The organism is Deinococcus deserti VCD115, assembly GCF_000020685.1.
GTDB classification, from domain to species: domain Bacteria; phylum Deinococcota; class Deinococci; order Deinococcales; family Deinococcaceae; genus Deinococcus; species Deinococcus deserti.
In genome coordinates this window covers 1,018,376-1,037,702 of sequence record NC_012526.1, presented here as the reverse complement: position 1 = coordinate 1,037,702, position 19,327 = coordinate 1,018,376, and the positions used below count along the sequence as shown (strand labels likewise).

Here is a 19,327-nt window from a genome sequence, read left to right as displayed (position 1 = left end):
TTGCCACGCATGAGCCTCCCCACCGGGGAGGTTTTTGCTTTGGTGAAGCAGGGACCACGGTCAGCCACAGGTACAGCCGGTAGACTTCAGCCATGACGCGAAGGGACGGCGAGAGCCATACACAGACACTGGAGAGAAGCGCCACGCAGCGCCCCAGGCTGTACCGCGTGCTGCTTCTCAATGACGATTACACCCCGATGGAATTCGTGGTGCGGGTACTGGAACTGTATTTCCGCAAAACCGAACAGGAAGCCGAGCTGATCATGCTGGCCGTCCACCATAAGGGGCAGGGAGTGGCTGGCATCTATACGCGTGACGTGGCCGAAACGAAAGTTGCGCAGGTCACCGACCGTGCCCGCCAGGAGGGCTATCCCCTGCGGCTGGTTTCCGAGCCGGAGACAGAAACATGATCAGCGAGCACCTGCAACTGGCCATTGGCCGCGCGGCAGCTCACGCCCGCGAAGCCGGTCACGAGTACGTGACGCAGGAACACCTGCTGCTGGCCCTGACCCACGACCCTGAAGCCCTGGAAGCCCTGCTGGCCATGGGAGCCGACGTAGAAGCCCTGCGTGAAACCCTGGAGGCCGAGCTCAAAGCCCTGGAGGTCGTCCCGGGCATCGAGCCAGATTTCACCCTTGGTCTGCACCGTGTCGTGCAGGGAGCCGTGTTACAGCTGCATGCCAGTGGCAAAGGCAGCCAGGAGGCCGACGGCGCACGCGTTCTGGTCGAAATGCTTGAAGAACCCGACAGCCCGGCGCGCGCTGCCCTTGAAGCCCAGGGGGTCAACCGGCTGGACATGCTGAACTACGTCTCGCACGGTGTGGCCAAGGTTGAAGGTCGCAGCCGCGAACGCCACGCGGTTGGAGTGGACAGCCCGGCCGAACTGGAAGGCAGCGCCGAGCAGAACCCGCTTGAGGCTTACACCACCGATCTGACTGCGCAGGCGCGAGCAGGGGGATTTGATCCGGTGATTGGCCGGACCACCGAGCTTGAGCGCACAGTGCACGTGCTTGCGCGGCGCAACAAGAACAATCCGGTGCTGGTCGGGGAACCCGGGGTTGGCAAGACGGCGCTGGCCGAGGGCCTGGCGCAGCGCGTGGCGGACGGCGACGCGCCGGGCTTCCTGAAAGGAGCCGGCATCTACGCCCTGGATCTGGGGGCCCTGCTGGCCGGAACCCGCTACCGGGGCGACTTCGAGGCGCGGCTGAAAGCAGTCCTCGCCGCCCTGGATGGCCAGAACGCCGTGCTGTTCATCGACGAACTGCATACCCTGGTGGGCGCCGGCGCCACCGAGGGAGGCAGCATGGACGCTGCCAACCTCCTCAAGCCTGCTCTGGCCCGTGGCAAGCTGCGGGTCCTGGGCGCCACCACACCGGCTGAGCTGCGTCATCTGGAAAAGGACCGGGCTCTGTGGCGGCGCTTTCAGACCGTAGACGTACCGGAGCCTTCTGAGGAAGATGCGCTGAGCATTCTGCGGGGGCTGGCTGGGCGCTACGCCTCGCACCACAAGGTGACTTACACGGACGGCGCCCTGGACGCGGCAGTGCGCCTCAGCGTGCGCCATCTGCGCGACCGGTTCCTGCCCGACAAGGCCATCGACGTGCTTGACGAAGCAGGGGCTGCTCGCAGCAGTGCCGGAAAGGGAGGCGTCATTGATGTCGCTGACATCGAAGCCACCGTCGCGCGCATGGCCCGGGTACCGCTGGGCGCCGTGAAGGCCGAGGAAGTGCAGTCGCTGGCCACGCTGGAACGGGATCTGAAAAGCCGTGTTTTTGGTCAGGACGAGGCCGTGGAGGCCGTAGCCAGTGCAGTCAAACTGGCCCGCGCCGGACTGCGCGACCAGACCAAACCGCAGGGCATGTTCCTGTTTGCCGGACCCACCGGAGTGGGTAAGACTGAACTGGCCCGCGCCCTGGCCGAACGGCTGGGCATTGAGCTGACGCGTTTTGACATGAGCGAGTATCAGGAAGCGCACACCGTTGCGCGGCTGATCGGGGCCCCTCCCGGGTACGTGGGTTTTGACCAGGGCGGCCTGCTGACCGACGCGGTGGCCCGCCACCCTCATGCCGTGCTGCTGCTCGACGAGATCGAGAAGGCCCATCCGGACGTGTACAACATCTTCCTGCAGCTGATGGACCACGGAACGCTGACCGATCACGCTGGCAAGAAGGTCGATGGGCGCGGTCTGGTGCTGATTTTTACCACCAACGCGGGTGCTGCCGACGCCAGCCGCCCTGCGCTGGGTTTTTCCCGTGAGGGACGCGCCGGGGAACAGGCTGAGGCCGTGAAGCGCACCTTCACGCCCGAGTTCCGCAACCGCCTGGACAGCGTGATTCACTTCCGTCCCCTGTCACGTGAAGTGATGGCCGGCGTGGTGGACAAATTCCTGCGAGATCTGCACCTGCAGCTGGCCGAGCGTCAGGTCAACCTGACTGTGACGCCTGCTGCCCGGACTCTGCTGGCCACCTTGGGCTACGACCCGCTGATGGGCGCCCGGCCGCTGGCACGTGTGATTGAGCAGCAGGTCAAGCGGCCCCTGGGTGACGAGCTGCTGTTCGGCCGGCTGAGCAAAGGCGGTAAGGTCACAGTGGGAGCTTCCGGAGACACCTTTACCTTCCGGTTCTGAGCTTCACGCCTGAACGGCTCCCAAGGGCAGAGGCGTTCTGAACTGTTACGACTATCGGTAGATAGGGCAGCGCACTTCTGCTCTGTCAAAGCCTGCTTTTATCCATCTGATGGTCCGTACGTTGACTGGCCATGGTGACGACCTGCGCCGTCTGAAGCTAAGCGCTATGTATGGTCCAGCTGTGCGCGATAGTCAGCGATTATTTTTGATCAGCTCTACACAAGTGAATGAACAATAGTCGTTCTTCATTAGGAACGACTTATTTAACCTTGCGGAATCGGGGGGTATGAAGCAGTATGGATCCACCCAACAGAACGTATGTCACAGCACTCCGCATCGGACTGGCTGGGAACTCACTGTACTGAGATGCATCGACGCTTGCCCTGTATACGGTCACCTGGGTCAAGCCGAGCGAATGGTGAGCCCGACTCAATGGAGAGGCGTATGCGTGCTCGAAAATTCGCGTTTGACGGTAACACCCCTAATTTTTGATTCCTGCTAGTGCGCTTTAGTCCGATGGTCCTCATCTCTTCCCATAACAGGTGCTAGGTGGAATCTGCTTATCGGTCTGTCGGCATGCCGCTTACTTGTTATCAACTCGAAAATTCTCGTATTTACCCGGTAAATAGATGATAGTTAAGAGACTTTGTTTGTTAAACCTAACGTTTTCGCCTGATGTCATAGTGCAAACCTCGTTAAGGAGGAAATCAATGAAAACTATAAGAGCAAGTGCAACGTTTATGGGAATATTGATCCTATCAGCTTGCGGGCAAACTACAGAAGATTCGTTTTCACAAAATATGACTGCCCCAAAGGTTTCTACCCTCAATACTGAACTCACACCGCCATGTCCATCCAATCCTATTCTATTCGTGCATGGCTATAACTCAGGCTCTGGCGTATGGGATACCATGAAATCCAGATTTATGGCCGCTGGTTACCCTGATCGTTGTCTGAGTGCATTCAACTACACTCCCAAAGGTTCAAATAGAGACATCGCCAAACAGATCATGACCGATATAGAGACCGCACTGGAAAAAGCATATGGATCCGGTCACACTTCTAGTAAAAAGGTTGATATTGTTGCTGTATCGATGGGTTCGCTTTCATCAAGGTACTACATTCGCTACTTGATGAAGCCAGATATAATCAAGGTGGGTACATGGGTTTCTTTGGCAGGTCCAAATCATGGGACGAAAACGACCTATCTATGTTCTGGCTCAGACATAGCCTGTACCGAGATGAAGCCTGGCTCAGCCTTTCTTACAAATTCGGTAGACGGATTAAACTATGGCGGCGATGATGCCGAAACACCTTACGACAAACCAACTGCACAATATCCCACGACTATACGCTATGGCACTTGGCGTTCTAAGTGCGATTTCGTTATAAACCCTGTAGATAGCGTTGTGCTGAAGCAGGGAGCTTATAATTACTACACTCCAAAATGCATTTCTCATGGCGACTTTGTTAATGAAGTAAATCTATATGAAGAAGTCAAATATTTCTTGACCGTCGGACCCTTAGCCAAGTCCACAAGTCCGTAACTATCGGTCGTCTGGGCAAATTTCTGGCATAACCATGATGAAAGATGGGAGACATAATCTAATTCATTCCACCCTGATTACTTAGGGCCAATAAAGGCGTTAGCCGGGCAAAACTGCTCCGCTTTCTTTACACATCAGCAGTAGTTGCTCTCCATTTCCCACGGTTTTCGCCTCCAGCCCCCGTCATTGAATTAATGCGCACTACTACGATCATGGCATTCCTTCAACCGCTCGGTCAGACTGCCTCAAGTCAGTCCCGGCCGGGCACCTCAGGAGCTGTGCCGCGGAAAGCATCTTTCCCCTGCCCACCCTTCAGCTTCACCACCTGTCCCGTGCGGGCACTTTCGTAAATGGCGTCCATCACCACATGGTCCTGCACGCCTTCCTCACCGGGGGTCCACGGCCGTTTGCCCTGGCGGATGCACTGCGCGAAGTGGTCGAATTCGCGGCTGAACTGGTCATACGTGGGAAAACTGGGGGTCAATTCTCCCTGTTCATCGGTCAGGCTCAGGCTCACACCCACATAGGGAAAGGCAGGGTCCATCAGCAGGCTGCCTTTCTCGCCAAGAACACGCAGAGTGCTGGTGGTCCGCGCTCCGTAGCTGGTCAGGCCGTTGGCCATCACGCCGCCGGGAAAGCCCAGCATGAAGCTCAGCGATTCCTCGACTTCTTCGAACCGGGGGTCACCTTCCGGCTGGTGCAGCGCAGCGAAGACCCATTCCGGCTCCTGACCCAGCACGAAGCGCATGGTGTTGAGGCAGTAAATACCCACGTCCACCAGGGGGCCGCCGCCTGCGAGTTCCTTTTTCAGGCGCCAGGCCTCCGGATGGTCCTCGACCTGCACATGCACGCTGTCGAGCAGTTTGACCTTGCCGAGTTTCACGTTCTGCACGGCGTCGCGCGCGGCCCAGTGTTCGGGGGTGTACTGGCAGCGGTAGGCGGTCATCAGCAGCACACCAGCGTTACCGCAGGCCTGCACCATGGCGCGGGCGTCGTCGGCGTTCATACCCAGGGGTTTTTCACACAGCACGTGCTTGCCGATCTTCGCAGCACGCTCCACGTACTCGCGGTGCAGGGCGTTGGGCAGTACGATGTACACGGCGTCCACGTCGCCGCGCTCGGCGATCTTCTCGAAATCGTCGTAGGTGTAGACGTCGTTCTCGCCCAGACCAACGGCGCGGGCCAGGGCCAGCCCTTTTTCGGTTTCGCTGGTCACGAACGCGACCACATGGGCATGTTCACTGGTGCGCACGGCCGGGACGAGTTCTTCGACCGTCAGCTGGCCGAGCCCGACGATGGCGTACCCTACGCGCTGCTGTTCGGCTTCCGGCTGGGGCAGATCAGGTTTGAGCGGCATGCCCTACCGTACCGGGCTGTGTTCACAGGCACTGATGACCGCAGTTCACCCTCTCTTGAGGTGAGCAGGCCACCGTGCCGATGCGTGCGGCGGGCAAGGTTTGTCACACTGAGCGCAATGAGCCTGGCGCTGCGCGAACGACACCCCGAAGACCGGCCTGTCGTGTGTTACTGAATGCAGGCTGAGCCGGCTCCCGAATGGAAACGCTGGGACGCGCCGTATTTTCACAGCTCAGCCGCGCCAAAAAGAACCTCGCTTGAAGCGTTTCTCGAGCAGGCGCAGGGCATGATGCCCAGTCCGCATCTGCACATTGTTGCCCTGAATGGCGAGTGCATCGGGCAGACCACGCGCTGGGAGGAAGCACCGGCGGGAGGCGGATGGTGGGAACTGGGAGTGCTGATTTTCGATCCGAGGTACTGGGGCGGCGGCCTGGGAACACAGGCGCTGCGTCAGTGCACTGACCTTACCTTCCACGACACTGACGCCCACGTTCTGACGCTGACCACCTGGAGCGGCAACGAGCGGATGCTGCGCGCAGCACTGCGCGCCGGCTGGCATGAGTGCCCCCGGATTCCGCAGGCTCGCGTGTGGCAGGGGCGGCGTCATGACAGCGTGAAGATGGCGCTGCTGCGCCGGGAGTGCCAGAATCGGTCCTGACATGACAGTCCGTATTCGCCCCGCCCAGCTTTTTGACGCCGGGTTTGCCGCACCACTGATCCAGTCCACCATCGGAGGGATCGGGCGGGCCCTGACAGGCACCACCACAGATGACGACGCTGCCCATGTCCTGGCCGAGTTCTTTCCGCTGAGGGGACACCGTCTGAGCTTTACCCATACCCTGATTGCGGAAACCGGCAATCAGCCTGTCGGGCTGCTCGTCTCCTACCCTGGAGAATTTGCCATGGCACTGGATGAGCCTTTCCGCGATCACCTGCGGGTCCTTGGCCAGCCAGCAACGACCGAACCCGAAGGGCAGCCCGGGGAGCTGTATCTGGATACCCTGGCCGTCAGTCCCGACTGGCGGGGCAGAGGTGTGGGCGGGGCCCTGCTGGAGGCAGCTGTCATTCGGGCTCAGACGCTGGGTCTGACGAGGCTGGGCCTGCTGTCCGAGGCCCACAACCCGGCCACGCGCCTGTACACCCGGCATGGCTTCATAGCGGCTGGAGAGCGTACGGTGTCGGGTATCCGCTTTATTCACCTCATCCACGAGCTCCCGGCGGCAGGAGCGGCTTCACCATCGGTTGAGGCAGGACGCTGAAGCCTGGGGCGGTGGCTACCCTGGGGCATGACCAGACCTATTTCCCGTCCCCTGGACGCCATTGCTCTGGGTGCCATCCGCTTCTATGGACGTTATCTCTCCCCGCATAAGGGTTTTCGCTGCGCTCACGCGGCGCTGCACGGCGGCGATTCCTGCTCGGCAGCAGTGGCACGCATCATCCGGGAGGACGGGCTGATCGGCGGGCGCCGCCGGGTAGCCACGCGCTTTGCCAGCTGCCGCCAGGCCCATAACGCCCTGCGCGAGGGCTCTCCCCTGGCGTTTGGAACAAGCGGGCCACAGGTACGTGGGGTGTGCTGCTGCGGCCCTCTGCCGATCCCCTTCCGCTGCGGCTGAGGACCATCCTCCTTCTGGGTGATACGCCGTGAGCTACTTAGAGGTATGCTCCGCCCGTGCTCCGCGTCGTCGTTCTTGCTGCCCTTGCTGGTCTGGTGGCCCTGTCTGCCCCTGCTGCTCCCGCCCTGATGAAGTACGGTGCCCTGCCCCGCAAGGCCGAGGGTCCCGTGACTCTGCTGCTGGCGGGCGTGGCGCCCGAGTACGACGAGAATGCGCCGGTGTGGCCTTACCCGGTTAAACCGGAAGACTACAAGGGCAACACAGATACCCTGGTCCTGGCACAGCTGCGCCCGGACGGCACCGTCAACCTGCTGAGCATTCCGCGCGACACATGGCTGAATGTGCCCGGCTGGGGCTGGGGCAAGATCAACGGTGCCAATCCCCACGGTGGCCCGGAAATGGTCATGAACGCGGTGCAGAGCCTGACGGGCGTCAAACCCGACGCTTACGTGTTTCTATCGCTGTACGCGGTGCGGGCCCTGACAGATGCGGCAGGGGGCGTGACGCTGGATGTCCAGCAGAGAATGAAGTACGACGACAATGCCGGAAAACTGCATGTGGACCTGCAACCTGGCCGGCAGACCCTCAATGGCGTGCAGGCCGAGGGATACCTGCGTTTTCGCAATGACAACCTTGGGGACATTGGCCGGGTGGGACGTCAGCAGCAGTTCATGACAGCCATGGGCAATCAGGTCAAGAACCCGCTGAACTGGTGGCGCCTGCCCATGATTGCCGGCGCGCTGGACCGGACCACCAAAACCAACATCAGCCGGGAGCAGTTCGGTGCGCTCCTTGGAGGAGCGTTGAGTGGCCTGAAGGTACAGACACATACGGTTCCAGGGAACTTCGGCCGCAGTGGCCGGCTCAGTATCTGGGAAACAGACCGGGCCGCTCTGAACGCACTGATCGCCAAACACTTCCGCGATCCCAACGACCCGCGCAGCCTGGGGATTGCCGTAGTGAATATCGACGCTCCGGCGGGCAGCGCGGCTCGCCTGAAGACAAAGCTCGAAAGTCTGGGCTACAGGAATGTCTGGATCGCCTCGGAACCTCGCGGCCCGGCACCGACCACCATCACAGGCAGCGCGGCGCCACGTCTGCTGCAGGATGTCGGCCACGGCACGGTGACCTCGGCGGCAGGGGTCTCCGGCGCTGATGTCACCGTGCGCCTGGGCACGGATACGCCAGCCAACTGAGATCACTTCAACCTCTGTTCAGGAGTTTGGGGACACAGCTTACGCCGAGCCGGCCTGGCGACCAGCTCAGTCCGCCCCGTTCCTGAATGCAACCCACGACCTGATCGCGGACGTTGATGCTCTGGGCGCCGGTCCCAGGAAGAACTGGGATTCAGCCTTGACGTAGTTTCACATGCTTCAGTTTCCCCGAAGGGCAGCCTGTCTTTTTGTACTTAATCGATACAGAAAAAATTTGCTAGGCTGACCCTATGACCCTGACAGCGCAGTTGAAGTGGTGGCAGAGCGGCATCATCTATCAGATCTATCCACGGTCCTTTCAGGACGCCAGCGGCGACGGCGTTGGGGATCTGCGTGGGATCACGGCCAGGCTGCCCTACGTAGCCAGCCTGGGAGTGCAGGCTGTCTGGCTCTCCCCCATTTTCACCAGTCCGATGCGGGACTTCGGGTACGACGTCGCCGATTACTGCGATATCGATCCGCTGTTTGGCAGCCTCGAAGACTTCGACGCTCTGGTCGCTGAGGCCCACCGCCTGGGGCTGAAGGTCATGCTGGACTATGTTCCCAACCATACCTCCAGCGACCATGCCTGGTTTCAGGAGGCGTTGCAGGGCAAAGGCAGCCCGAAGCGTGACTGGTACGTGTGGCGCGATCCAGGCCCGGACGGCGGACTGCCCAACAACTGGAAATCCTTTTTCGGGGGGCCGGCCTGGACCCTGGACGAGGCAAGCGGCCAGTATTACCTGCATCAGTTCCTGCCGTCACAGCCGGATCTGAACTGGCGCAATCCGGACGTCCGGGAGGCCATGTTCGAGGTGCTGCGCTTCTGGATGCGGCGCGGCGTTGACGGCTTCCGGGTCGATGTGATCTGGCTGCTGGCAGAAGACGAACGCTTTCTCGATGAACCCGCCAATCCCAACTGGCGTCCCGGCGATATCGAGCACGCCAGCGTGGAGCACATCTATACCCAGGATCAACCCGAAACGCACGAGTACATCCGGGAAATGCGCGCAGTGATCGACGAATTCGATGACCGCATGATGGTCGGTGAAATTTACCTGCCGGTCGAAAAGCTGCTGCCCTTTGCCGGGACTCCCGACGAGCCGATGGTGCACCTTCCATTCAACTTTCACCTGATTCTGATGCCCTGGGACGCTGCCCAGATCCGCACATTCACCGACAGTTACGACGCAGAGTGCCGCAAGGCCCACACGTGGCCGAACTGGGTGCTGGGCAACCACGACCAGCACCGCTTCCGGTCACGTGTAGGTGACGCCCAGTACCGTGTGGCCCAGACCCTGCTGCTGACCCTGCGCGGCACTCCCACCGTGTATTACGGCGACGAGATCGGCATGAGCAACGTGCACATTCCACTGCACCGCATGGTTGACCCGGCTGGCCTTCAGCAGCCCGAAAGCCCCACCGCCAGCCGCGATCCTGAGCGCACCCCCATGCAATGGGACGACAGCGCCAACGCAGGCTTCAGCGCCGCAGGTACCGAGCCCTGGCTCCCCGTGGGCGACAATTACACCACGCTGAATGTCCAGGCCCAGGAGAACGATCCGTCCAGTGACCTCAGCTACTTCCGGGCCCTGACCCGGCTGCGTCAGGAGCATCCTGCACTGTTGGCCGGCGACTACCGGAGTCTGGACGCCGGTCACGACAAGGTGTTTGCTTTCGAGCGAACTCTGGATGGCGACCGGCTGATTGTGGTGCTGAATTTCGGATCCGAGGAACTCGACCTGAGCAACGGTACCCACGGCGAGACCCTACTTAGCAGCCTGGGCGACCAGCCGGAGGCGGGCGCGCCACTTCGGCCCAACGAGGCCCGGGTGCTGCGGGTTTAGTCAGAGCCGATAGTGTTGCCGGGGAGGTACTGGCCTTGTACAGTACCTCCCCGGCAGCGACCACAGGGACAGGTCAGTACGGCAGGCCTGCGAGGCGCAGCAGCTCTTCGCGGGCCCACAGCGCGTCGTTGGGCCGCCTGGTACGGTCGAAGCGGATCAGGCTCAGGTAGAGGCCCTCCAGGGGATCCTGGATCGGTGGGAGTGGCTCTTCAGGGTCGGGCAGCGCGCCATGCAGGCCCCAGCCCAGGAGCACCCCGACCCCATACAGATCGCTCTCTGGGCCCAACGGCTCGCCGCGTGACGCTTCAGGGCTCTGAAAGGCTGCCGTCCCAAACCTGGTGGGCACCTCCAGCAGTTCAAATGCCGGTCCAGCCAGGTCAAAATCAACGAGTTTGGCGCCGCCGTCGGGCTCTACCAGTATGTTTTCAGGCTTGATGTCACGGTGAACCAGCCCATTCTCATGCAGGTAGGCCAGTCCATCCAGGACATGCGCCAGCGTCAACAGAAAGGCGCGGCGCTCATGGACTGCCGCCGGCCTCTGGGTATAACGGGTAAACATCACCTCGCCTCGTGCAAGGGTGCCGATCAGGGCGGGGTTTCCATCAACTTCTGTGCGGCCGATCACCCGCGCCAGACGGGGATGGTCCAGACGGCTGGCATGAGCTTCCTCACGGTTGGCAAAGGCCGCCAGATGTGCGGGGAAGATTTTTACGACACGAGGCTGGCCGGCACTGTCTACAGCAAAGTACACCAGGCTGTGTGACCCCCGCCCGAGAGGACGGACCAGTCTTAGGCCCCCCTCTATCATTTGTCCCGCGATTGGCATTCGCCTCACGCTACCTCACATGGGGGTCCTGCGGGAAGGCATAGGGGTGAGAACTGCCCCCAACGGTGTTACACAGTTTTACTTATTGCGCCTCAAGTGGGGCCGACATCTGACTCCTGTGCCGGCTGGACTCGGTGGGCTGCCCTTCCCGAGTAGCCAGTGCACTCCCATGTGAAGTCTTTCTGCTGGGGCTTGTCCGGATGGCTGGCATCGTACATGGAACTACCACTTTGAAACCGTCGCCTGGCTCGGCGACAGGTTCAGCTGCGTGTCGGGCAAGAGTACGGAAGTCGCCGGCTGGAGCGCTTCCGCACGAGATGTCCGGCCATCTGTCTGCGCTACCGCGCCACCTGTGACACGGCGGATAGAGGCACATGGGCTATGCTCTGCGATGCATGACCAGACTCGACTCGGCCACCCCTCCTCCCCGCAAGCACGGGCCCATGCAAAAGCTGTGGAAGGATTTTCTGGAACCCATCGTCTTTGCTGTGGTGATTACGCAGTTCGTGGCCACACTGGTCGGTGTCGAGGGCGTCAGCATGATGCCTAACCTGCGAGACCGCGAACGCGTGTTTGTCCCCAAATACGAGACCTGGCTGCACAAGGCCGGCGTCGGCGACTTCCAGCGCGGAGACATCGTGATTTTCAAGCCGCCTCGGTCCGCTGCTGAGCGCATCCCCAATCTGAACCGTAGTGCGCTGGGCCTGTGGACCTACCGTCCCTTTCTGATCAAGCGGCTGATCGGGTTACCCGGCGACCGCATTGCGATCTCGGGCGGCGAGGTCACCGTTAACGGGGTCCGGCTGGATTCGAGCTGGACCACCGACTACTGGCGCCAGCAGGGCTGCTGGGACAACCAGAGCGACCTGGCCATGCAGGCCACCTCCAGCCGCAACGGAGTGGTGCCCGATCAGCCGGAGTTCACGGTGCCCGCCGGCAGCTACTTTGTGATGGGGGACAACCGCACCCCCAACGGCAGCGAGGATTCGCGCCTGTTCGGTGCGGTGCCGCAGCGGGATATTGCCGGACGTGCCGCCGCCGTGGTCTGGCCGATCATGCGCAAGACCGATGCGCGGTACGACTGCACAGCCGAGCGCGTTGCCAGCCTGACCGGCGAGAACAAGCTCAACCTGCGCATGCTGACCCGCCCCGAAGCTTTCCAGGACCTTAAGACACAGCTCGCCAAGTAAGGCCGATAGGAACGCAGCAGGGAAGCCTGGGGAGCAGACCCAGGCTTCCCTGATGTGCTGTTCTTTTACGATCTCTCCTGCCTGCTGGTGAGGCACACGTTAGACCGACGGCCCCGCTTTTACGTGACACTCCAGTTCCAGCACACGGGGTTGTGGTGCGCTGTGTCTTAGTCTTCGAACTCTTCTTCGGCGCCAAGAACGGTAATTTCCGTGGACTCGCTGACGACCCGGTACTGTCCCTCACGGGCAATAAAGTCAGCAGCCATGCGCAGGGTCTCTTCGACCCAGCCGTAATCGTTGGACAGGGTCGCCACGCCGATCACTTCCCAGTCATGGGCATCCAGACCATCGAGGCGGGCCACGGTCAGCGGATAGCGGGCCTTGAGGCGCTCGACCACCGGACGCACCAGCGCCCGTTTCTCTTTCAGGTTTCCGACCCAGGGCATTTCTACCCGGACCGTCAAAACTCCGACATACCCCAGTGCCACGCTCAGAGCATCCCAGCGAGAAAGCCCTGCGTCCGAACGGTGCGTACCAGATCCATCACCGTGTGGCAGGAGGGGTCGTAGTGCACCTCGATCTGGGCCTCATCCGGCGTGGCTCTCGATACCCCAGGCATGGCCAGTAGGGCAGCAGCTACTTTTTCTCCGGCTTCGCGGTTCATTCCGCGCACCCCGAGCAAGACGCGGGTGGCTTTGGCTGTCATCCGGATATTATGCGCCCCCAAGCCTGAGTTGCTGTCCTGGCGCAGTGCCGTTCCGGCTCCCCAGATGCTGCACCGCATACTGACCGATCACGTTGGCTCCCTCCTGCTGCGCAGCATCCAGCAGCGCTGGGGTCAACGGATAATGAAGCTCATAGACGGCAGTGTCGTAGGCGCTTTTGACCACGGCGTGCATCAGCCCCGCAGCGGTCCCGGCCGGTGCATCCGGCGAGAGGGTCAGGGTCCGCATCAGCACCACTGGCCGGTCGCCCTGCCACACAGGCTGAGCAAACACAAAGCCCTGCAGGGTGCCCTGCGGGTCCTGCGCCACGAACGAATGCTCGCTGCGTTCATAGAATTTCAGCGCTGGCAGGCTGGTGTGCAGTCTGCCCTCCCGCTCGCGTTCGGGCAGACTGTCAAAGGATGGATCGGTGTGCCGCTGCACCCGAAGGTCCAGCGCCTGAAGCGCGGCGTGGTCAGCCTCTCCAAAAGTGCGGTAAAGCATCATGCGGGCAGGCTAGCAGGCTGCTGCTGGCCGCTTTCCGAACTGGTGCGAAAACAGGGTTCCGCCTGGGACGATCAGGCGTCAAGCAGCGCCCGGATCTCTGCCCAGTCCGGCATCGCATCCTGCGCTCCTGAACGGGTGCAGGCCAGACTGGCTGCTACCCCGGCTGCCCGCAGCGCCGCACGCAGCCCTTCACCGTGATCCAGCCGGGCGGCGAGAACCCCGCAGAAGGTGTCTCCTGCACCGGTGGTGTCCACGGGGGTCACTGGATGCGCCGGGAAACGCAGTGTTTCATTGGCTGTCACGGTCAGGTGACCCGCCGCGCCCAGCGTGACCGTCACGGCATCTGGTCCGCGGACAAGCAGGGTCCGGGCTGCAGTTTCCAGTTCGGCGGCTTCAGGTTTCAGGTCTCGCCCGCATAACACGGCCAGTTCGTGTTCGTTGACAACCAGAAGGTGGACATGGCGGAGCAGTTCCAGGTCTGCACCTCGCGCAGGCGCCGCGTTCAGCACAACGTGCAGGCCGTCTGCGTGACCCTGGCGCGCCGCCGCAAGCGTTACCTCCGGTCCAAGCTCCTGTTGCAGCAGCAGATGCGTAAAGGCGTCCAGTCGTTCAGGCAGGTGGGCTGGTCCCAGCAGGGCATTGGCACCGCTGGCCACTGTGATGGCATTCTCCGCAGCTGGATCAACCGTAATAAGAGCAAGACCTGTAGGCGCGTTGAAAAGCTGCACTCTGCCCAGGTCCACCCCGCTGCGTCTGAGACCAGCCAGGGCCACATCCTGAAAGGCGTCCTGGCCGACTGCGCCGACCATCTGCACAGCAGCACCGGCCAGCGCTGCCGCCACAGCCTGATTGGCGCCCTTTCCTCCGGGGGACAGCTGGGCGTCCTGACCCAGTACGGTCTCGCCGGGAGCCGGAATGCGCTCGGCCCGCACAGTGATATCTACATTGATACTCCCCACAACCAGCAGACTCACCGGATTCCTCCTGACGAAATCACACCGAGGCTCTGCTCTAGGCGGCCGGATTGAAGCTCAAGCACCATAGGCCAAGTCTGACAGGCGCAGCCATCTGCAGGAAAAAACAGTTGCGCATGAAAAGCCGGTTGAACCCGGACCAAATTAGCTTATACTAAGTTCAATTTCATCGAGTCTTCACCGCCGTGCTGATGGTTTGACGCCAGATTCGCGGCCTTCCTCTCCCTTTTTCAGGAGTGATATGACCCCAACTCTTCCTTTAGACCGGCCCTGGCTTTCACACTACGAAGCAGGCGTTCCGCATGACTTCACGCCCAGCGACCGCACGCTGCCACAGGTGCTGGAGCGCGCCGCCAGCCAGTTTCCGGACCGGGTGGCCCTGGAATTTCTGGGAGCAAAGACCACCTACCGACAGCTGCTGCAAGACGCCCTGCGTTTTGCCAGCGCCCTGCAGTCTCTGGGTGTCAGGCCCGGGGAGCGGGTAGCGATTATGCTGCCCAATTGCCCGCAATTCGTGGTCGCCTTCTATGGAACGCTGCTGGCAGGTGCCGTGGCTGTCAACACCAGTCCGCTGTATACCCCGAACGAGCTGCAGCACCAGCTCCGGGACAGCAGCAGTGAAACACTGGTCATGCTGGACGCCTTTTTCCCGCGTTACCAGGAAATTGCCGGCAACGTCAGCGTCAAACGCGTGATCGTGACCGGGATTCAGGACGCCCTGCCGTTTCCCAAGAACATCCTGTATCCCATCAAGGCCCGCAAGGACGGCACCTGGGTCAATGTCAAGGCAGGCGGCACGGTGCATGGGTACAAGGCCCTGCTGGGCCGTCAGGCCCCGCGCCCGCAGCCAGTGGCCCTGCGCTCACAGGACCTCGCCCTGCTGCAGTACACCGGAGGAACCACCGGCGTGCCCAAGGGCGCCATGCTGACTCACCGCAATCTGATCGCCAACAGCGAGCAGTCCCGCGCCTGGATGAGCGATCTCAAAGAAGGCCAGGAGATCACGCTCGCGGCCATTCCGTTTTTCCACGTGTACGGCATGACGGTGGCCATGAACCTCAGCGTGCTGATCGGAGCGACCATCGTGCTGGTGCCAAACCCGCGTGACATTCCCATGGTGCTCGCGCAGATCCAGGCCAGCGGCGCGACGCTGTTTCCCGGCGTTCCCACCCTGTATAACGCCATCAACAACCATCCCGACACCCCCCGGTTCAAGTTGACGTCCATCCGCGCCTGTATCAGCGGCAGCGCTCCACTGATGGCTGAAACGGCGCGCAGGTTTCGGGAAATTACCGGGGGTGCCAATCTGGTTGAGGGCTATGGTCTGACCGAAACCAGTCCGGTGACCCACGTCAACCCGATTTTTGGCGAACAGCACGAGGGCAGCATCGGATTGCCGCTGCCGGGCGTGGACGCCCTGGTGATGAACAACCAGGAGCAGCCGGTGGCCCCCGGCGAGATTGGAGAGCTCTGGGTTGCCGGCCCACAGGTCATGCTGGGCTACTGGCAGAAGCCCGAGGAGACCGCCAAGACCATGCGTGAGGCTTACGGACGCACTTGGCTGCTGACCGGCGACATGGCGGTCATGGACGAGGACGGCTATTTCCGCATCGTGGACCGCAAGAAGGAACTGATCATCGCCGGCGGCTTCAACATCTATCCGCGTGAGGTCGAGGAAGTGCTGATGAAGCATCCGGCTGTGCTGGAAGCGGCAGCCGTGGGCGTTCCAGATACCTACCGTGGCGAGAGCGTGCATGCTGTGGTGGTGCTCAAGCCTGGTCAGCAGGCCACGGAGGCGGACGTGATCGCGCACTGCCGCACCGAGCTCAGTGCCTACAAGGTGCCGCGCAGCGTGGAGTTCCGCTCGGAACTGCCAAAGACTGCAGTCGGGAAGATCCTGCGCCGGCAGCTGGCCAGCGAAGCCTGTGAAGCACGCACGGTCTGAACCCAGAAGCTTAAAACTGGTTTGTCCCTGGCCTCAGTGCCGGGGACTTGCTGCTTTCCCGACCGCAGAGTTTGTGCCGGATGCTAGGTCTGGCTCTACTCTCAGCCGGGTCACCATGCGCAAACAGGCTGCTGCTTTATCATGGGAGATATGCCGTACACCATTCTCGTCGTAGACGATGAACCTGCCATCCTGACCATGCTGGAGGTCATTCTGTCGGCAGACGGGCACCGGATTGTCACGGCGAACGACGGTCGGGCTGCGCTGGAGTACCTGAGGGACAACACTCCGGATGCCATGCTGCTGGACATCAAACTCCCACACATGGACGGCTTCGAGATCTGCTCGCGGGTCAAGCGAATCTCCAGGCTCAAAAACACCCCGGTGCTACTGCTGACGGCTTTTGACGACGATCATACCCGGGACCATGCCCGAATGGTCGGCGCGGACGATGTGGTGTACAAACCGCTGTCCGGCAAGAACCTGCGAGGACGCATAACACAGCTGATCGCGGCGCGGCGCTACTGATGACCACGCTGAGCCCTGACCACAACATTCCATCCAGAACGGAGATTGCCGCATGATTTTCCTGGTGCGTTTTCTGAAATTCCTGACTTCTTTCCTGCTGGCTGCGCTGGTCGCAGGAATGGGAGTTGCCGCCGCGTACGCCGGAAAATGGGCCCGGGAACTCCCGGACTACCGGCAGCTCGACAACCTGACCCGCTCGCTGGGTGCGGAGACCAGGGTCTATGCCCGCGATAACACGCCGCTGGGCAGCCTGATTCCCAAAATCGGAGAGCAGGCCATCAGCCGCACGCTGGTCACACTCGATGAGATCAGCCCATTTATGATCTCGGCGCTGATCAGCAACGAGGACCGGCGCTTCTTCGAGCACTATGGGCTCGACCCGTACGGCCTGCTCCGGCAGTTCCGCCGGCTTTCGCAGGGCGAGAACGTGCAGGGCGGCTCGACGCTGACCAACCAGCTGGTCAAGAACACCCTGCTGCTGGAGGAGTACAACCAGGCCAGAACGCCCGACCGCAAGCTCAAGGAATGGATGCTCAGCGTTCAGATCGAGCGCTCGTTTACCAAAGCAGAGATTCTACAGAACTATCTCAATACTATTTATTGGGGTGACGGCGGCCCGGTGGAACTGTACGGCATCTACTCGGCGGCACAGGCCTACTTCCGGACCACGCCCAAGGCGCTGACCCTGGCACAGAGCGCCTACCTGACCGCGCTGGTGCCCCGTGCCGGGCGCTACTTCGATTACAAAACAGTGCGGCCCATCATGAAAATCCTGCTGGCCCGCATGGTGGAAGACAAGTGGATTACCCAGGCTCAGGCGGACGCCGCGTGGCAGGAAAAACTCCAGCCGCGCGGCTGGCAGATCACCTACGACGCGGCAGGCAACGTCAGCAGCGCCAAACTTGTGGATCCCTCGGCCAAGGAGCTCAAGGCCGTGACCTCGACCCGCGCGCCACACTTTGTCAGGCAGGTGGAGCAGGAACTGGTCCGGCACTTCGGGCAGGATGTGGTGTACGGCTCCGGTGGCCTGCGGGTGTACACCACCCTGGACCCCAAGCTGCAGAATGCCGTGGAAACGGCCAGCCGCGAGGCACGTGGCCTGCCGCCCGGCGCCACGCTGGCCGCGACCATCATCGATCCCTACACAGGTGAGGTGCTGGGCATGGTCGGACAGAAGCTCAATGGCACGCAGCCGCCAGACGACTGGAACAATGCCGCGCAGGGCCAGCGGCAGATCGGCTCGACCATCAAACCGCTCCTCTACACCACGGCCCTTTCCACCGGGCTGCGCCAGGACCACCGCGAGGAGGACCGCCCGGTATCCTTCCCGTGCCCTGTAGGCTGCAAGAACGGAGTGTACGAGCCCCAGAACTTTGAAGGGGCCACCACCTACCGCAACATGACCATCCGCGAGGCACTGGACCGTTCCCTGAACCTGGTGACGGTCCGGCTGGCTGACCGCATTGGCCTCGAAACCCTGTTTGCCAAGATCCGTCAGCTGGGCATTCCGCCGAACGACGGCACCGGGCTGGCGGCAGCACTGGGCGCGGTAGAGACCACCCCGATCAAGATGGCAGCCGCCTACGCCCCGTTCGTCAATGGGGGCAGCTACCGGCCTCCCCGGTACATCACGCGTGTGACCAACGCCCGCGGAGAGGTGCTGTACGACGCCGCCAATGATCCTCTGCGTCCCGTGCGGGTGTGGTCGCCCCAGGTGGCCTACCTGGGACTGAACATGATCGAGGGAGTGGTCAATGACCTGACCCCCGCACAGGGTGGTCTGGCCAGCCAGGCGAAGTTCGGCGACTGGCCGGTGGCCGGCAAGACCGGAACCAGCAATGGTCCCAAGGACTTCTGGTTCGTGGGCACCACGCCGCTGTACACGGGCGCGGTGTGGGTCGGCAAACAGAAGGGCGGCGAGATGCCGGTGAACTACTACTCCGGAGTGGTCAACGCTCCGATCTGGCGGCGGATGATGGAAATTGCTCATACCGGACGAAGCGTGACGCAGTTCACGCCTCCTCCTGGAATCGTATTTGATGATGCCCCGGACCCGGGCTACCTGCCAGGGGTCAAGATGGCCTTCCTGGACCCGCGCTACCGCGACGCCGCCGACACCGCCACCGAGGCGCAGGCACCAGCGCCCACGATCTACCGCGAGACCTCCTACACCCAGGTGAACACTGACCCCCGAACGGTGCTGATCAGTCTGGACCGCACCACCAACCGGCTGGCCACCGAGTTCACGCCGCCGCAGAACGTGGTCGAGCGGCGGATCTATGTGGAGGAGCTGCCGGCCTACGCCCCTGAGGAGGCGCCCAAGCCGCTGGCCGACGAGCAGCCGGACCCTGACGCCCTGAAAGCAGCGCGCAATGAGGGCGGCGCCCCCGAAGCAAAAACCACCCCCCTGAGCAACGAACCTGCGGATGCCCCGGCGCCACAGAGCAAACCCAGTACTCCCTGAGCCTGAC

The 19,327-nt window shown here is 61.9% G+C and carries 18 protein-coding genes and 1 riboswitch; of the genes, 12 read left to right on the top strand and 6 right to left on the bottom strand.

Annotated elements, in window-relative coordinates; translation table 11 throughout:
* The first annotated feature begins 92 nt into the window (after window positions 1–92).
* The 3 genes from clpS to DEIDE_RS18375 all read left to right on the top strand — a co-directional run bounded on the left by clpS (window position 93) and on the right by DEIDE_RS18375 (window position 4,173).
* Complete coding sequence (gene clpS, locus DEIDE_RS04905) at window positions 93–410, top strand: ATP-dependent Clp protease adapter ClpS (RefSeq protein ID WP_012692845.1); 318 nt, start codon at window positions 93–95, stop codon at window positions 408–410.
* Complete coding sequence (locus DEIDE_RS04900) at window positions 407–2,626, top strand: AAA family ATPase (RefSeq protein ID WP_012692844.1); 2,220 nt, start codon at window positions 407–409, stop codon at window positions 2,624–2,626. The genes clpS and DEIDE_RS04900 overlap by 4 nt, the downstream gene beginning before the upstream one ends.
* A gap of 355 nt (window positions 2,627–2,981) precedes the next feature.
* A riboswitch (cyclic di-GMP riboswitch) is annotated at window positions 2,982–3,065 on the top strand.
* A gap of 271 nt (window positions 3,066–3,336) precedes the next feature.
* Window positions 3,337–4,173, top strand: a complete 837-nt coding sequence (locus DEIDE_RS18375; RefSeq protein WP_012692843.1) for an esterase/lipase family protein — start codon at window positions 3,337–3,339, stop codon at window positions 4,171–4,173.
* Between the two features lie 250 nt (window positions 4,174–4,423).
* Here DEIDE_RS18375 and DEIDE_RS04895 read toward each other — a convergent pair whose 3' ends face one another.
* Window positions 4,424–5,530, bottom strand: coding sequence for a Gfo/Idh/MocA family protein (locus DEIDE_RS04895; protein ID WP_012692842.1), 1,107 nt, complete (start codon window positions 5,528–5,530; stop codon window positions 4,424–4,426).
* 174 nt (window positions 5,531–5,704) lie between these two features.
* Here DEIDE_RS04895 and DEIDE_RS04890 point away from each other — a divergent pair, with 174 nt between their 5' ends.
* From DEIDE_RS04890 to DEIDE_RS04870, 5 genes are all read left to right on the top strand, one after another.
* Window positions 5,705–6,187 carry a GNAT family N-acetyltransferase gene (locus DEIDE_RS04890; protein WP_083764227.1) on the top strand — a complete coding sequence of 161 codons (483 nt, stop codon included), beginning with the start codon at window positions 5,705–5,707 and terminating at the stop codon, window positions 6,185–6,187.
* A 1-nt stretch (window position 6,188) separates the two neighbouring features.
* The gene (locus DEIDE_RS04885; protein WP_012692840.1) at window positions 6,189–6,788 is read left to right on the top strand and encodes a GNAT family N-acetyltransferase; all 600 of its coding nucleotides are present in this window, start codon (window positions 6,189–6,191) and stop codon (window positions 6,786–6,788) included.
* A 27-nt stretch (window positions 6,789–6,815) separates the two neighbouring features.
* Window positions 6,816–7,142 (top strand): membrane protein insertion efficiency factor YidD, encoded by a 327-nt coding sequence (gene yidD, locus DEIDE_RS04880; protein ID WP_012692839.1) that lies wholly within the window; start codon window positions 6,816–6,818, stop codon window positions 7,140–7,142.
* Window positions 7,143–7,198: 56 nt separating this feature from the next.
* Window positions 7,199–8,338, top strand: coding sequence for an LCP family protein (locus tag DEIDE_RS04875; RefSeq protein WP_012692838.1), 1,140 nt, complete (start codon window positions 7,199–7,201; stop codon window positions 8,336–8,338).
* Between the two features lie 248 nt (window positions 8,339–8,586).
* The gene (locus tag DEIDE_RS04870; protein ID WP_012692837.1) at window positions 8,587–10,182 is read left to right on the top strand and encodes an alpha-amylase family glycosyl hydrolase; all 1,596 of its coding nucleotides are present in this window, start codon (window positions 8,587–8,589) and stop codon (window positions 10,180–10,182) included.
* Window positions 10,183–10,255: 73 nt separating this feature from the next.
* Here DEIDE_RS04870 and DEIDE_RS04865 read toward each other — a convergent pair whose 3' ends face one another.
* Entirely contained in the window at window positions 10,256–11,008 is a 753-nt protein-coding gene (locus DEIDE_RS04865; RefSeq protein WP_012692836.1) for a serine/threonine-protein kinase, read from the bottom strand.
* Window positions 11,009–11,403: 395 nt separating this feature from the next.
* Between DEIDE_RS04865 and lepB the strand changes: the two genes are divergently transcribed.
* A complete protein-coding gene (gene lepB / locus DEIDE_RS04860; RefSeq protein WP_041227107.1) occupies window positions 11,404–12,198 on the top strand; it encodes a signal peptidase I in 795 nt (264 codons plus the stop codon).
* Window positions 12,199–12,365: 167 nt separating this feature from the next.
* Here the strand turns inward: lepB and DEIDE_RS04855 are convergent, their stop codons facing one another.
* The 4 genes from DEIDE_RS04855 to DEIDE_RS04840 all read right to left on the bottom strand — a co-directional run bounded on the left by DEIDE_RS04855 (window position 12,366) and on the right by DEIDE_RS04840 (window position 14,383).
* On the bottom strand, window positions 12,366–12,686 hold the full coding sequence (locus DEIDE_RS04855; RefSeq protein ID WP_012692834.1) for a DUF503 domain-containing protein: 321 nt from the start codon (window positions 12,684–12,686) through the stop codon (window positions 12,366–12,368).
* A 2-nt stretch (window positions 12,687–12,688) separates the two neighbouring features.
* Complete coding sequence (locus DEIDE_RS04850) at window positions 12,689–12,904, bottom strand: hypothetical protein (RefSeq protein WP_041227105.1); 216 nt, start codon at window positions 12,902–12,904, stop codon at window positions 12,689–12,691.
* Between the two features lie 7 nt (window positions 12,905–12,911).
* Window positions 12,912–13,406 (bottom strand): DUF1999 domain-containing protein, encoded by a 495-nt coding sequence (locus DEIDE_RS04845; RefSeq protein WP_041227422.1) that lies wholly within the window; start codon window positions 13,404–13,406, stop codon window positions 12,912–12,914.
* A gap of 74 nt (window positions 13,407–13,480) precedes the next feature.
* On the bottom strand, window positions 13,481–14,383 hold the full coding sequence (locus DEIDE_RS04840; protein WP_012692831.1) for a ribokinase: 903 nt from the start codon (window positions 14,381–14,383) through the stop codon (window positions 13,481–13,483).
* Between the two features lie 241 nt (window positions 14,384–14,624).
* On the opposite strand from DEIDE_RS04840, the gene DEIDE_RS04835 reads away from it, so the two are divergent.
* From DEIDE_RS04835 to DEIDE_RS04825, 3 genes are all read left to right on the top strand, one after another.
* Window positions 14,625–16,328 carry a long-chain-fatty-acid--CoA ligase gene (locus tag DEIDE_RS04835; protein ID WP_012692830.1) on the top strand — a complete coding sequence of 568 codons (1,704 nt, stop codon included), beginning with the start codon at window positions 14,625–14,627 and terminating at the stop codon, window positions 16,326–16,328.
* Between the two features lie 141 nt (window positions 16,329–16,469).
* Complete coding sequence (locus DEIDE_RS04830) at window positions 16,470–16,856, top strand: response regulator (protein ID WP_012692829.1); 387 nt, start codon at window positions 16,470–16,472, stop codon at window positions 16,854–16,856.
* 52 nt (window positions 16,857–16,908) lie between these two features.
* On the top strand, window positions 16,909–19,320 hold the full coding sequence (locus tag DEIDE_RS04825; RefSeq protein WP_012692828.1) for a transglycosylase domain-containing protein: 2,412 nt from the start codon (window positions 16,909–16,911) through the stop codon (window positions 19,318–19,320).
* Window positions 19,321–19,327 lie beyond the last annotated feature (7 nt).

Coding starts and splice junctions, on each gene's coding strand:
- DEIDE_RS04895 (WP_012692842.1), bottom strand. CDS start 5,530: ATGCCGCTCAAACCTGATCTGCCCCAGCCGGAAGCCGAACAGCAGCGC.
- yidD (WP_012692839.1), top strand. CDS start 6,816: ATGACCAGACCTATTTCCCGTCCCCTGGACGCCATTGCTCTGGGTGCC.
- DEIDE_RS04885 (WP_012692840.1), top strand. CDS start 6,189: ATGACAGTCCGTATTCGCCCCGCCCAGCTTTTTGACGCCGGGTTTGCC.
- clpS (WP_012692845.1), top strand. CDS start 93: ATGACGCGAAGGGACGGCGAGAGCCATACACAGACACTGGAGAGAAGC.
- DEIDE_RS04850 (WP_041227105.1), bottom strand. CDS start 12,904: ATGACAGCCAAAGCCACCCGCGTCTTGCTCGGGGTGCGCGGAATGAAC.
- DEIDE_RS04825 (WP_012692828.1), top strand. CDS start 16,909: ATGATTTTCCTGGTGCGTTTTCTGAAATTCCTGACTTCTTTCCTGCTG.
- DEIDE_RS04835 (WP_012692830.1), top strand. CDS start 14,625: ATGACCCCAACTCTTCCTTTAGACCGGCCCTGGCTTTCACACTACGAA.
- lepB (WP_041227107.1), top strand. CDS start 11,404: ATGACCAGACTCGACTCGGCCACCCCTCCTCCCCGCAAGCACGGGCCC.
- DEIDE_RS04890 (WP_083764227.1), top strand. CDS start 5,705: ATGCAGGCTGAGCCGGCTCCCGAATGGAAACGCTGGGACGCGCCGTAT.
- DEIDE_RS04845 (WP_041227422.1), bottom strand. CDS start 13,406: ATGCTTTACCGCACTTTTGGAGAGGCTGACCACGCCGCGCTTCAGGCG.
- DEIDE_RS04900 (WP_012692844.1), top strand. CDS start 407: ATGATCAGCGAGCACCTGCAACTGGCCATTGGCCGCGCGGCAGCTCAC.
- DEIDE_RS18375 (WP_012692843.1), top strand. CDS start 3,337: ATGAAAACTATAAGAGCAAGTGCAACGTTTATGGGAATATTGATCCTA.
- DEIDE_RS04865 (WP_012692836.1), bottom strand. CDS start 11,008: ATGCCAATCGCGGGACAAATGATAGAGGGGGGCCTAAGACTGGTCCGT.
- DEIDE_RS04830 (WP_012692829.1), top strand. CDS start 16,470: ATGGGAGATATGCCGTACACCATTCTCGTCGTAGACGATGAACCTGCC.
- DEIDE_RS04870 (WP_012692837.1), top strand. CDS start 8,587: ATGACCCTGACAGCGCAGTTGAAGTGGTGGCAGAGCGGCATCATCTAT.